General features: G+C 71.1%; 10 protein-coding genes and 1 tRNA gene. 3 read left to right on the forward strand and 8 right to left on the reverse strand.

Features of this window, described 5'->3' with window-relative positions; genetic code table 11:
* Window positions 1-96: 96 nt before the first annotated feature.
* From Sfr03f_RS19440 to Sfr03f_RS19450, 3 genes are read right to left on the reverse strand one after another with little or no spacing between them, the layout of a single operon-like run.
* On the reverse strand, window positions 97-1,017 hold the full coding sequence (locus Sfr03f_RS19440; RefSeq protein ID WP_108955232.1) for a carbohydrate ABC transporter permease: 921 nt from the start codon (window positions 1,015-1,017) through the stop codon (window positions 97-99).
* Window positions 1,018-1,029: 12 nt separating this feature from the next.
* On the reverse strand, window positions 1,030-2,037 hold the full coding sequence (locus Sfr03f_RS19445; protein WP_108955233.1) for a carbohydrate ABC transporter permease: 1,008 nt from the start codon (window positions 2,035-2,037) through the stop codon (window positions 1,030-1,032).
* Between the two features lie 5 nt (window positions 2,038-2,042).
* Complete coding sequence (locus Sfr03f_RS19450) at window positions 2,043-3,359, reverse strand: ABC transporter substrate-binding protein (RefSeq protein WP_108955234.1); 1,317 nt, start codon at window positions 3,357-3,359, stop codon at window positions 2,043-2,045.
* Window positions 3,360-3,794: 435 nt separating this feature from the next.
* On the opposite strand from Sfr03f_RS19450, the gene Sfr03f_RS19455 reads away from it, so the two are divergent.
* Both Sfr03f_RS19455 and Sfr03f_RS19460 read left to right on the forward strand, forming a co-directional pair.
* Window positions 3,795-4,853, forward strand: coding sequence for a LacI family DNA-binding transcriptional regulator (locus tag Sfr03f_RS19455; protein ID WP_108955235.1), 1,059 nt, complete (start codon window positions 3,795-3,797; stop codon window positions 4,851-4,853).
* Window positions 4,854-5,201: 348 nt separating this feature from the next.
* Window positions 5,202-5,795 (forward strand): DUF6461 domain-containing protein, encoded by a 594-nt coding sequence (locus tag Sfr03f_RS19460; protein WP_108955236.1) that lies wholly within the window; start codon window positions 5,202-5,204, stop codon window positions 5,793-5,795.
* Window positions 5,796-5,930: 135 nt separating this feature from the next.
* Here Sfr03f_RS19460 and Sfr03f_RS19465 read toward each other — a convergent pair.
* The 3 genes from Sfr03f_RS19465 to Sfr03f_RS19475 form a co-directional block, all read right to left on the reverse strand.
* Window positions 5,931-6,003: transfer RNA gene (locus Sfr03f_RS19465), tRNA-His, on the reverse strand.
* Between the two features lie 122 nt (window positions 6,004-6,125).
* Window positions 6,126-6,728 carry an oligoribonuclease gene (gene orn / locus Sfr03f_RS19470; protein ID WP_108955237.1) on the reverse strand — a complete coding sequence of 201 codons (603 nt, stop codon included), beginning with the start codon at window positions 6,726-6,728 and terminating at the stop codon, window positions 6,126-6,128.
* 304 nt (window positions 6,729-7,032) lie between these two features.
* On the reverse strand, window positions 7,033-8,274 hold the full coding sequence (locus tag Sfr03f_RS19475) for a GlxA family transcriptional regulator (RefSeq protein WP_108955238.1): 1,242 nt from the start codon (window positions 8,272-8,274) through the stop codon (window positions 7,033-7,035).
* 1,063 nt (window positions 8,275-9,337) lie between these two features.
* On the opposite strand from Sfr03f_RS19475, the gene Sfr03f_RS19480 reads away from it, so the two are divergent.
* Window positions 9,338-9,868 carry a universal stress protein gene (locus Sfr03f_RS19480; RefSeq protein ID WP_108955239.1) on the forward strand — a complete coding sequence of 177 codons (531 nt, stop codon included), beginning with the start codon at window positions 9,338-9,340 and terminating at the stop codon, window positions 9,866-9,868.
* A 415-nt stretch (window positions 9,869-10,283) separates the two neighbouring features.
* Here Sfr03f_RS19480 and glmS read toward each other — a convergent pair whose 3' ends face one another.
* Both glmS and Sfr03f_RS19490 read right to left on the reverse strand, forming a co-directional pair.
* Entirely contained in the window at window positions 10,284-12,098 is a 1,815-nt protein-coding gene (glmS, locus tag Sfr03f_RS19485) for a glutamine--fructose-6-phosphate transaminase (isomerizing) (protein ID WP_108955240.1), read from the reverse strand.
* Between the two features lie 14 nt (window positions 12,099-12,112).
* On the reverse strand, window positions 12,113-12,370 hold the full coding sequence (locus Sfr03f_RS19490; protein WP_108955241.1) for a hypothetical protein: 258 nt from the start codon (window positions 12,368-12,370) through the stop codon (window positions 12,113-12,115).
* Between the last annotated feature and the right edge of the window lie 50 nt (window positions 12,371-12,420).

The following is a 12,420-nucleotide window of genomic DNA, read 5'->3' on the forward strand; positions in this document are numbered from 1 at the left end:
TGAAGTGGTCACGGCGGGACCGTGGGCGGATGGGGGGAAGGGAAGGGCGGGGGAGCGGGGCCGGCCGCTCGTGGACGCGACCGGCCCCGCAGCGCGTCAGCCCTTGACGGCGCCCTGCATGATGCCGCCCACGATCTGCTTGCCGAAGATCACGAAGACGAGCAGCAGCGGCAGCGTGCCGAGCAGTGCACCGGCCATGATGAGGGCCTGGTCCGGGGTGTAGCCGCGGCCGAGTCCGGCCAGCGCCACCTGCACGGTCGGACTGCCGTGCTGGGTCAGGACGAGGAACGGCCACAGGAAGTCGTTCCAGGTCTCCACGAACTTCAGCATCGCCAGCACCGCCATGGCGGGCCGGGCGATCGGGAACACGATGTGCCACAGGATGCGCCAGGTGCTCGCGCCGTCCACCCGGCCCGCCTCGATCAGTTCGTCGGGCAGTGCCTGGATGAGGTACTGGCGCATGAAGAACACGCCGAACGCGTTGACCAGCGAGGGCAGCAGCACTGCCTGGAGCTGGTCGGACCAGTCGAGCTTGGCCACCATCATGTACAGCGGGATCACGCTGAGCTGCGGCGGCACCATCATGGTGCCGATCACGACCAGCAGCAGCGCGTTGCTTCCCTTGAAGCGGAGCTTGGCGAAGGCGAAGCCGGCCATCGTCGACAGGAAGCAGATGGTCAGCGCCGAGGTGCCGGCCACGAAGGTGGTGTTGATGAAGGCTTCACCGAGGTTGCCGTCCTTCCACGCCACCTCCGCCTTGTCGAAGAGGTTGGCGCCGAACCAGAACGGCGGGGGCGACTGGGCCAGCCGGGTGTTGTCACGGGAGGCCGCGACAGCCGTCCAGAACAGCGGGAACAGCGATCCCAGCGTGAACAGCGCGAGGATCACATAGGTGAGCGGTCCGGCATGGAACTGGCCGCCCGCCCGGGCGGACCGCGGTCTGCGGCTCCGGGAGGACTTGACGCCCGGCGTCTTCTCGGGCGCCGGTTGCTGCGGCGGGGTCAGGGTCGTCGTCACGGCCGGGTCTCCTTAACTACTGGTGCGCAGCCGGCGCGAGATGACGGAGTTCACCAGACCGATCACGATCAGGATCGCGAACATCGTCCAGGCGATCGCCGAGGCGCGGCCCAGGTGCTGGTTCACCCAGCCCTGCTCGTACAGGTACAGGCCGAGGGTCTGGAAGTCGTGCTCCGAGCCGCCGGAGGCGCCCTTGCTGGCGTCGAACAGCAGAGCCTCGCCGAAGATCTGGGTGGCGCCGATGGTGGAGACCACGACGGTGAACAGGATCGTCGGGCGCAGCGAGGGCAGGGTCACGTGGAAGAACTGCCGCCACCGGGAGGCGCCGTCGAGCGCGGCCGACTCATAGAGGTCGTGCGGGATCGCCTGCATGGCGGCCAGGTAGATCAGGGCGTTGTAGCCGGTCCACCGCCAGATGACGATGGTGGAGACGGCGATCTTCGAGGCCCAGCCCGCCTGCCAGTCGACCGGGTTGATGCCGAGGAAGTCCAGCGCCCAGTTGATCATGCCGTAGTCACGGCCGAAGAGGAGGACGAAGACCAGCGTCGCCGCGGCCACCGAGGTGGCGTACGGGGCGAGCATGGAGACCCGCCAGAAGGTGGAGCCGCGCAGCTTGTAGTTGAGGAGGTGGGCGATGCCCATCGCCATGGCGAGCTGCGGGACCGTCGAGACGATGCCGATGAACAGCGTGTTGCGGGCCGCGTTCCAGAAGAACTCGTCGTCGAAGATCCGGGTGAAGTTCTTCAGGCCGGCCCACTCCATGTCGGTGGGCGCGGTCAGCTCCACCGAGTGGAGCGAAGCCCAGCCGGTGTAGAGGAGCGGGAACAGACCGAAGGCGATGAACAGGAGGAAGAACGGGGCGACGAAGGCGTACGGGCTCCAGCGCAGGTCCCGCTGCCAGCGGCGGGACAGCTTGGCGCGCTGTCGCTCGTCCTCCGGGGCGCTGCCGACCGGACGTGAACCGGCCGGGGCCGCGCCCCCCTTGACGGGGGGCGCGGCGATGGAGTGCCGGGAAGGCATACCGGTCACTTCTCCAGGTTGTTGTCGATGGTCTTGATCGCGTTGCTCCAGGCCTGCGCGGCGGACTTGCCCTTCGTCACCAGGATCACGCCGTTGTCGGTCAGACCCTGCTGGATGATCTGGTCCTTCGGGCCGATCACCTGGACCGGGGAGGTCTTGGCGGCGTCACCGAAGATCTCGCCGATCGGGGCGTCGCCGGTCATCTTGTTCTTCGCGGCGCGGACCTGCTCGCCCTCGTAGGTGGCCGGGGCGCTCGGGAAGGAACCACGCTTGGCGAAGAGCGTCGCCTGCTGCTCCGGGGCGGTCAGCCAGGCGGCGAGCTTGGCGGCCTCCTCGGCGTTCTTGCCGGCCTTCGGGACGGCCAGGAAGGAACCGCCCCAGTTGCCGGCCTTGGGGGCCTTGGCGACGTCCCACTTGCCCGCGGACGAGGCCTCGGACTTGCTCTCGATGTAGCCGAGCATCCACGGCGGGCAGGACATCGCCGCGAACTTGCCCTTGGCGATGGTCGTGTCCCAGGCGGGCTGGAACTGGACCTGCTTGCCGATCAGTCCCTCGGAGGCCGCGTCGGCCGTGAGGTCGAAGGCGTCCTTGACGGCGGGGTTGGTCTTGTAGATGACCTCACCCTCGGCGTTGTAGAACTTCTCGGTCTCGCTGGACAGAACGGCGTTCAGCAGGCCGCCGGGGGAGTCCATGAAGGTGACGCCCTTGGGGGCGTTCTTCTTGAAGTCACGGCCGACGTCGATGAACTTCGCCCAGTCGCCCTCCCACAGCTTCGCGAGCTCCTCGCGGTCGGTGGGCAGGCCCGCCTGCTCGAAGATGTCCTTGCGGTAGCAGATCGCCATCGGGCCGACGTCGGTGCCGAGCGCGACCGTCTTGCCGTCCTTGGTGGTGCCCTGCGCCCACTTCGACTCGAGGAAGTCGGCCTTCTTGCCGTACTTGGAGAGGTCGACCAGCTTGTCGGCCTGGGTGGAGGTGATCTCGGCGATGTTGCCGACCTCCACACCCTGGATGTCCTGGAGACCGCTGTTCTGGGTCAGGTGGCTGAGGAGCGCCGGGTAGTAGTTCTCGTTGCGCTCGGTCACCGTCTCCTTGATCTGGATGTCGGGGTTCTGCTTCATGTACTCGTCGTACAGCCCCGCCTCCTTGAAGCCGAACGTGCCGAACAGCCCGACGGTGATGGTGGTCTTGCCGTCGCTGTTGCCGGACGAGGCGGCGTCCTCGTCCTTGCCGTCGTCGGCGCAGCCGGCCAGCAGTCCGGCGCCGAGCGCCGCGACCGTTGCGAGAACCACTGCCCTGTGGCGGGCGGTTCGAATGGCGCGCATGGTCGTCCCTCCTGATTGCCCTGAACGTGCCGACCCCCCGGGCCAAAGGTCACTGGCGACCTCTGATCTTCTTGCTGCGGCGCGGGCGGGGAACGCGTGGGTTGGGTTTGGGTCAGGTACCGTGAGAGCGCGTGGGAGCGCTCCCAGAAGTGATGTGTTGAAGAGTCCCGGGTCACGGCGGGGGTGTCAAGGGAAGTGACGCCTGGATCTTGCCGGGGTTATCAGGGTGTTACCGAATGGGGAGAACCCGGTCAACGCGCGGCATCGGGAGGATACTTGGTGCCTCACCGTGTAGCTCCGCGCGTAGAACCCCGCCCCACCAGGGGCGCGGACGCGTGAAGGTGGGCCGCCCCCGTACGACATGGCGGTGGCCGGACCCGGGAAGGCCCGGGACGGCTGTTAGATTCCAGGACCGGTACGAACAGGAGGCGGCGGATGGCGAGCCACGGACGAGGCCGAAGCGGCGGGCGACCCACCCTTGAGGAGGTCGCTGCCCGGGCGGGCGTCGGCCGCGGCACGGTCTCGCGCGTGATCAACGGCTCGCCCAGTGTCAGCGAGGCCACCCGCGCCGCCGTGGAGGCGGCCGTCGCCGAGCTCGGCTACGTGCCCAACACGGCGGCCCGCGCGCTGGCCGCCAACCGGACCGACGCCATCGCCCTGGTCGTCCCGGAGTCGGAGACCCGCTTCTTCGCCGAGCCGTACTTCTCCGACATGCTGCGGGGCGTCGGCACCGCCCTCACGGACACCGAGATGCAGCTCCTGCTCATATTCGCGGGCAGCGACCGCGAACGGCAGCGCCTGGCCCAGTACCTGGCCGCGCACCGGGTGGACGGCGTGCTGCTGGTGTCGGTGCACGCCGACGACCCGCTGCCCGACATGATCGCCGAGCTGGGCATCCCCGCCGTGATCAGCGGTCCCCGCAGCGCCGACGAGCCGCTGGCCTCGGTCGACTCCGACAACCACGGCGGCGGCCGCTCGGCCACCGCCCACCTGATCGAGCGGGGGCGCCGCCGGATCGCCCACATCACCGGCCGCCTCGACGTGTACGGCGCCCAGCGCCGCACCGAGGGGTACCGCACCGCCCTGGCGGAGGCCGGCATCGCGGAGGACGAGGGGCTGGTCGAGCCCGGCGACTTCAGCGAGGAGGGCGGCCGCCGCGCCATGGCGGCCCTGCTGGAACGCCGGCCCGACCTGGACGCCGTCTTCGCCGCCTCCGACGTCACCGCGGCCGGCGCCCGCCAGGTGCTGCGGGAGGCCGGGCGGAGCATCCCCGACGACGTGGCCCTGGTCGGGTACGACGACTCGGCCATCGCCCGCCACATGGACCCGCCGCTGACCAGCGTCCGGCAGCCCATAACGGAGATGGGCCGGGTCATGACCGACCTGCTGCTGGAGGAGACGGCCGCCCGCGAACCGCGGCAGCGGATGCTGTCGGGGATTCGCCGCCCGCAGACGGTGCTGGCCACGCAGCTCGTGCGGCGCCAGTCGGCCTGAAGGGCGCCGAGTGCTCCGAAAGGGCTCCGGGGGCCTGGGGCCCAAGGGGCAGAAGGGGCGCGTGAGGCGTCCTGGGATGTTCGAAGCTTCATGCCGCGGACACGTCAGGGCGTCTCGTCGTGTTCATGTCTTGAATGCCGTAAGGACGGTGGACGTTTCCCTCCGGCTCTCCGCCCGCCTGGAAAGGCTCTCGCGCAGGGTCGGTGACGGGACTTGAACTCAGCCCTCGACATGACCGGGCCGAGGGCCGTCACGGAGCCGTCGGCGGCGCCGTGACGGCAGTGGGGCAGCGGGGAACTAGGCTTGGCCGCCCGGGAAGTGGGACGGCGGAGCCGGAAGGCGGCGGTGATGGACGGTGTCCGGTGGCTCGCCGGGGACGACGCGGTGGATCTCGGGTACTGGGTCCTGTTCGCACGCGGGTTGACCGCGGCCGAGGCGCTGACGCGCATGGGGCTCGACGCCGCATCAGGAGCTCTGCTCACCCGGGAGGAGGCTCAGGACGTCGCGGACGAGTCGGACACGGTCGTGGTCCGCGCCGGGACGAGCGCCGGGTGGGCGTACGCGTTCGTCGAAGGGGGACCGGCCGGGACGGATCCGCTCGAAGCCGTGCGGCGGCTGTCGGCCGGTACGGAGGCCGTGGACGTGTGGCGGACGGTGAACGCCGACCAGTCGCTCGGCCACGCGGTGGACGGGCGACTGGTGTGCCGGTTCGAGCCCGGGCGCGAGCACGAACGAGTGGGCTCCGACCCCGGCCGTCCGGACGGAGCGATGCGGCGGGCGGGCCTCCTGCTGCCCGACGGGAGCGCCCCGCACGTACAGGGCATCACCGTGGACCGGACGGAGCTACGGACCCTGGCGCTGGCCGAGTCGGAGTTCGGCCTCGACCTGCCGCGCCGGGAGGTCCTGGAGGGGCGACTGCTGTCCGCGGCGCTGCCGGACTGACGGCGGTCCCCCGGGTGGGGCGGGCCCGGTGGCCGGACGGGGCGGGGCGGGATCCAGAACCTTCCACCGGCCACCTGCGTGACAAGGAGAAGAGGCCGCCTTCCTGCTCGTGCAGGGAGACGGCCTCTTCGAGAGGGTGAGTGACGGGACTTGAACCCGCGACATCCTGGACCACAACCAGGTGCTCTGCCAGCTGAGCTACACCCACCATGACCGGCGGTTCGGTACCTTGCGGTTTCTTTCCGACCGGCCGAGAAAAAGTGTACAGGGTCGGAAGGGGTGCTCGCGCCGCCCTTTTCCGGCGCCCCCCGCCGAGGGGCGCCGGGCGGATCAGCCGCCGGAGACGACGTGCTTGGCGGCGATGGTGCGGGCGGTGGCGGAGTCCGGCCCGGGCTGGGGGACGAAGACCGCCTCCCGGTAGTAGCGCAGCTCCGCGATGGACTCCCGGATGTCCGCCAGGGCCCGGTGGTTGCCGGCCTTCTCCGGGGCGTTGAAGTACGCCTGCGGGTACCAGCGGCGCGCCAGCTCCTTCACCGAGGAGACGTCGACGATCCGGTAGTGCATGAAGGACTCCAGCGTCGGCATGTCGCGCAGCAGGAAGCCGCGGTCGGTGCCGACGGAGTTCCCGCACAGCGGGGACCTGCCGGGGTCCTTCACGTGCTCGCGGATGTAGGAGAGGACCCGCTCCTCGGCGTCGGCCAGGGTGGTGCCGCCGGCGAGCTCGGTCAGCAGACCGGACGCGGTGTGCATCTGGCGCACCACCTCCGGCATCGTCTCCAGGGCCGAGTCCGGCGGACGGATGACGATGTCCACCCCCTCGCCGAGCACGTTCAGCTCGGAGTCGGTGACGAGGGCGGCCACCTCGATGAGAGCGTCGTCGGACAGCGAGAGGCCGGTCATCTCGCAGTCGATCCACACCATGCGATCGTTCATACGTCCACCCTACGGGGCGGGGCGGTGACCGTACGCGCTGCCGTACGAGCCGGTGTGCGCACGGGGGCGTACCCGCGGGTGCTCCGGACCGCGCCGGCCGGGGCGGGACGCGGGGGCGCGGCCTCTCGTGCGCCGATGAGGTGCCCCCGCCCGTGCGTCGGGGCCGCGCCCCGAAGGCCGTGCCCGTCCGGTGCCGGGCGGTGGGCGCCGGGTGCGCGAAAGCCGGGTGCGCGAAAGGGGCGCGCCGTGGCGCGCCCCTTTCGGATCCTTCCGCCTCGCGGGCCGGCCTCGCCGGCCCCGTCGGTCAGCGGCGGCCGGGCAGCGTGGGCCGCGGGAGGACCTCGCCGTTCTCCGCGGGCCGCCGGGACTGGGAGGGCACGCCCGGCGCCCCGGACAGCGGAGCCGGGTCCGCCGACAGCGGCTGGGCGCCCTGACCCTGCTGCGGCACACCGGCGGACGGCCCGTGCTCCCCGGCCACGCTCTGCTCGGCCTGCGGACGCCGGGCCCGGTACGCGGCCCGGTAGGCCGCCGGGGAGGCCCCCAGCTGGCGCCGGAAGTGCCCGCGCAGGGCCACCGGCGAGCGGAAGCCGCACCGGCCGGCGACCTCGTCGACCGAATAGTCGGAGGTCTCCAGCAGCCGCTGCGCCTGGAGCACCCGCTGGGTGATCAGCCACTGCAGCGGCGCGCTCCCGGTCAGCGAGCGGAACCGCCGGTCGAAGGTGCGCCGCGACATGTAGGCGCGTGCCGCCAGCTGCTCGACGTCGAACTGCTCGTGCAGGTGCTCCAGCGCCCAGGCGACGACCTCGGCCAGCGGGTCGGCGCCGATCTCCTCGGGTAAAGACCTGTCGAGGTAGCGCTCCTGCGCCGCCCCGCCTCCCGCTCCGCCCGTGTGCCCGGTGCCGCCGCCCCTGCGGGGCGGCACGACCAGGCGGCGGGCCAGCGCGTTGGCCGCCTCGTTCCCGTGGTCCGAGCGGACGATGTGCAGGCACAGGTCGATCCCGGCGCCGGTTCCGGCCGAGGTCAGCACGTCGCCGTCGTCGACGAAGAGCTCCCGCGGGTCGACGTGGACCGACGGGTAGCGCTTGGCCAGCGTGGGCGCGTACATCCAGTGCGTGGTCGCCGGACGCCCGTCCAGCAGGCCGGCCGCGGCCAGCACGAACGCCCCGGTGCACAGGCCGACGATGCGGGCCCCCTCCTCGTGCGCCCGGCGCAGCACGTCGAGTGCCTGCTCGGGGGGCGGGGAGGTGATCGAACGCCACGCGGGCACCACCACGGTGCCGGCCCGGCCGATCGCGTCGAGGCCGTGCGGTGCGGAGAGCTCCAGGCCCCCCGTGGTGCGCAGCGGTCCCTCTTCGCCGGCGCACACCAGCAGCCGGTATCGCGGTACGCCGGCGTCCTGCCGGTCGATCCCGAACACCGAGAGCGGGATGGAGCTCTCGAAGATCGGTCCGCCGCTGAACAGCAGCACCGCGACGATCTCCTTGCGGCGCCGGCCGGACAGCTTTCTGACGGCTGAGTCCGGCACGGCGGTGGAGTCGTGGCTCATCCTGCTAAGCCCCCCTCGGTGGTCGCGGCGCCTCTCACTGGACGGGTCTCTCGCTCCAGCACGTTTCCCCTCGGTCCCGAACGAAATCCCCCGCCGGACGGACGACAGTCAAGATCGAATCTACTGTGTCCGGCGTTGCCGGGAAGCCCAGTTGGACAAGCGCCGGAATGTCGACATGGCAACTTGGCGTAAAGCATTCGATCACGAAGGGTCGCGACGCGGGAGGGGGCGGAGAAGCGCGCCGCGCGCCGGTGGCCAATCCGCGTAGGGCGCCCAAGTCGGTCCGCACCCTTTTTGCCCTGGTGGAACGGCGGTTGGGGGGACGTTTCGGCACGGGTGTGCCGTGGCCGGGAAGTTGGCTGAAAATGTGCGGCGGCCGGAACGGAAACCGGTCAGTCGCAAGGGGGTGCGCGACAGGCGGCCCGATGTGCCTCCGTGCGCCCCGCGTGCCCCGTGGCGCACGTGACCTGTGGTGGGCGTGTGACACCGCGCCCTCCGTGCGGTGGCGTGTCGTCGTGCCCCGCCCCGCTTTCGGGGTGCGCCCCGGATCCGTCCTCGGTGTGCCGTGGCGCGGAACCGCCGTCGACCACGGGCGACGGGCCGCCGAGGTGAGCGGCCCCGTGTCACCCGCCCGGCCCGCGGTCCGCCGACGTCGCGGGTGCCGGCGGGCACCGGCAGTGCGGGTGGCGGCGCCGTGGTGGGCGGCGGCCGGGGCGCCGGCGCCCGGAGCCGCCCGGCGGGCTCCGGACAGGGCCGCGCGGCCGGGCCGGACGGCCGCCGAACCGCCTGTACGGCGCAGCCAACATTGCGCGGGAGGCGTCGGCTCATGCATGCTCCGGAGAATCCCGGCGGGCCCACGCGGAGCGGGCGGCCGGGTGAAGCCTTGCCGCCGGCACCTGCCGGTACCCGCCTGGACCTGCGGATCTCTCCCTGGAGACGGCAGAAAAAGGGCCTGGGAACGCTTGCCGCCGTACCCTGAAGGGTATGGGCCCGGGAAGATGGATCCCGGACACAGCTCCGCCGCTCACGTCGCCTCAACGAGGATCATTACGCCGAGACAGCCATGGCCGGTCACGAATACACCGATCCAGCGGACCGCAAGCGGCCGGTCGCCGAACCGACGGCGGCCGATCCCCTCGCGGCGGACGAGCTGCGCCCCCATCCCTGCGACCCCGCCTTCAAGCACGGGGTGGTCGTCGGTTTCGACGGCTCGACGTCCAGTGAGCGCGCCCTCGCCTACGCGGTGGGCATGGCGGCCCGGTCCAGATCGGGACTGATCATCGTGCACGTCGCCAACCGTCTGCCCACCACGGTGTGGGCCGGCTGCGAGCCCCCGGTCTTCGTGGACGTGCCGGACCACCGCACCGAGGTCCTCGGCCTGGAGCTCGCCTGCTCGGACTTCCTCGCCGAGGTGCCGTGGATCCTGGTCGAGCGCGGCGGGGACATCTGCCACGAACTGGAGGAGGTCGGCCGGGAGTACGAGGCCGACGCCATCGTCGTGGGCTCGACGCACGGTCTGCTCAGCCGCGTCTTCGGTTCGGTCGCCGGCCGGCTGGCCAAGCGGGCGCAGCGGCCCGTGGTCGTCATCCCCTGAGCGTGTTCCTCCGCGTCACCTGACCGCTCGCCTGATCGTTCGCCCGACCGCTCGGCCGCCTTCGGTGAGCGTTCGGCCGTCCCCTGACCGCTCGTCCGCCCTGGGGCTCTCCGTCCGGAACGCCGGTCGCATCCGCGGCAGTTCGCCGCCGTTCTCGCCAACACCACTGACCGCACGCGCAGTTGTGTACACCCGTGCGCAAGCTACCGGCGCGTACGGCGTGTTCGGCGTCGTCACGAGGGAATGACACCGACACGGATACCGGCTGCCGGCCGCCGTGGGGTGACGGCCACCGCAAACGGCAGCCAGGGCCGGGGGATTCGGGCGGCTCCGGCCCGTGGGAAAGGAACGGTCCCTGTGCATGGTGGCGCACAGGGACCGTTTCGCCGTCCGGGGGCGGGCCGACGGGCGTCGGCTACTCGACGGTGACCGACTTCGCCAGGTTGCGCGGCTTGTCGATGTCCCGGCCCAGCGCCAGCGCCGTGTGGTACGCGAGCAGCTGCAGCGGGATGCCCATCAGGATCGGGTCCAGCTCGTCCTCGTTCTTCGGGACGACGACGGTCCGGTCGGCCTTCTCCTGCTCCCGGTGCGCGACCGCGAGGATCTTGCCGCTGCGGGCCTTGATCTCCTCGAGGGCGGCGCGGTTCTTCTCCAGCAGGTCGTCGTCCGGCACGATCGCGACGGTCGGCAGGGCGGGCTCGATCAGGGCCAGCGGGCCGTGCTTGAGCTCGGAGGCCGGGTAGGCCTCGGCGTGGATGTACGAGACCTCCTTGAGCTTCAGCGAGGCCTCGCGGGCCACCGGGTAGCCCCGGACGCGGCCGATGAAGAGCATGGAGCGGGCGTCGGCGAACTCCTGCGCCAGCTCCTTGATCTCGTCCTCCGTCTTGAGGATCTCGTTGATCTGCTCCGGCAGGCGGCGCAGACCGGCGATGATCCGCTTGCCGTCGGCGACGGACAGGTCTCGGGTGCGGCCCAGGTGCAGGGCGAGCAGCGCGAAGGCCACCGTGGTGTTGGTGAAGCACTTGGTGGAGACCACGCAGACCTCGGGGCCGGCGTGCACGTAGATGCCGCCGTCCGACTCGCGGGCGATGGCGGAGCCCACCACGTTGACCACGCCGAGGACGCGGGCGCCCTTGCGCTTGAGCTCCTGCACCGCGGCGAGCACGTCGTAGGTCTCGCCGGACTGGGAGACGGCGATGTACAGCGTGTCGGGGTCCACGACCGCGTTGCGGTAGCGGAACTCGGAGGCCGGCTCGGCGTCCGCGGGGATGCGGGCCAGCTCCTCGATCATCTGCGCGCCGATCATGCCGGCGTGGTACGAGGTGCCGCAGCCGAGGATCTTCACGCGGCGGATCTGGCGCGCCTCGCGGGCGTCCAGGTTCAGGCCGCCCAGGTGCACGGTGGAGAACCGGTCGTCGATGCGGCCGCGCAGCACGCGGTCCACGGCGTCGGCCTGCTCGTGGATCTCCTTGTGCATGTACGTGTCGTGGCCGCCCATGTCGTAGGAGGCGGCCTCCCACTCGACGGTGGTCGGCTCGGCGGCGGTGCGGGTGCCCTCGGTGGTGTAGGTGCGGAAGTCGTCCGCGGTGAGGGTGGCCATCTCGCCGTCGTCCAGGGTGACGATCTGGCGGGTGTGGGTGACCAGCGCGGCGATGTCCGAGGCGACGAACATCTCCTTCTCGCCTATGCCGAGCACGACGGGCGAGCCGTTGCGGGCGACGACGATCCGGTCCGGGAAGTCGGCGTGCAGCACGGCGATGCCGTAGGTGCCCTCGATCAGGCGGACCGCCTGGCGGACCTTGTCCTCCAGGGTGGTGGCCGGGGAGCGCGCGATGAGGTGGGTGAGCACCTCGGTGTCGGTCTCCGAGAGGAACTCGACGCCCTCGGCCTCCAGCTTGCGGCGCAGGTCCGAGGCGTTGTCGATGATGCCGTTGTGGACGACGGCGACCTTCTCGTCGGCGGAGAGGTGCGGGTGCGCGTTCACGTCGGAGGGCGCGCCGTGGGTGGCCCAGCGGGTGTGGGCGATGCCCGCCGTGCCCTTGAAGCGGGCCGGCACCTTCGCCTCCAGCTCACGGACACGACCCTTGGCCTTGACCATCTTCAGCCCGCCCTTGGGGGCCGTGACGGCGATGCCGGCAGAGTCGTAGCCGCGGTACTCGAGGCGCGCGAGGCCCTCGAGGAGCAGCGGGGCGATGTCACGCTTGCCGATGTAACCGACAATTCCGCACATGTGGTGTGGTTTCCTCAGCCATAGACGATGCGGCGGAGCTGACGGAGCGAGAGCTCCGGCGGCGCCACCGCGCGGTACTGGAGGTCCGCCGAGATCTTCGTGAAGATCTCCGCGTTCACCAGGCCCTGGGCCTGGAGCTCGCGGTGGCGGCGACGGACGTAGTCCTCGGTCGTCTCGTCGAAGTAGGCGAGAACGTCCTGGATCACCCGCACGGCCTCGCCCCGCGTCAGCGAGGAGGACCGCGTCAGGTGATCGACGAGTTCGTCGTGCATGCCTGATCCTCCGATACGGCGAGCGGCGTCCGCAACAATTCTGCCCGATA

Source organism: Streptomyces fragilis, from assembly GCF_003112515.1.
In the GTDB taxonomy this organism is placed as follows: Bacteria; Actinomycetota; Actinomycetes; order Streptomycetales; family Streptomycetaceae; genus Streptomyces; species Streptomyces fragilis.

Excerpts from the sequence above, each read along its gene's own strand:
- Sfr03f_RS19480 (WP_108955239.1), top strand. The coding sequence starts at position 9,338 with ATGGCCGGTCACGAATACACCGATCCAGCGGACCGCAAGCGGCCGGTC.
- Sfr03f_RS19475 (WP_108955238.1), bottom strand. The coding sequence starts at position 8,274 with ATGAGCCACGACTCCACCGCCGTGCCGGACTCAGCCGTCAGAAAGCTG.
- orn (WP_108955237.1), bottom strand. The coding sequence starts at position 6,728 with ATGAACGATCGCATGGTGTGGATCGACTGCGAGATGACCGGCCTCTCG.
- Sfr03f_RS19450 (WP_108955234.1), bottom strand. The coding sequence starts at position 3,359 with ATGCGCGCCATTCGAACCGCCCGCCACAGGGCAGTGGTTCTCGCAACG.
- glmS (WP_108955240.1), bottom strand. The coding sequence starts at position 12,098 with ATGTGCGGAATTGTCGGTTACATCGGCAAGCGTGACATCGCCCCGCTG.
- Sfr03f_RS19445 (WP_108955233.1), bottom strand. The coding sequence starts at position 2,037 with ATGCCTTCCCGGCACTCCATCGCCGCGCCCCCCGTCAAGGGGGGCGCG.
- Sfr03f_RS19460 (WP_108955236.1), top strand. The coding sequence starts at position 5,202 with ATGGACGGTGTCCGGTGGCTCGCCGGGGACGACGCGGTGGATCTCGGG.
- Sfr03f_RS19490 (WP_108955241.1), bottom strand. The coding sequence starts at position 12,370 with ATGCACGACGAACTCGTCGATCACCTGACGCGGTCCTCCTCGCTGACG.
- Sfr03f_RS19455 (WP_108955235.1), top strand. The coding sequence starts at position 3,795 with ATGGCGAGCCACGGACGAGGCCGAAGCGGCGGGCGACCCACCCTTGAG.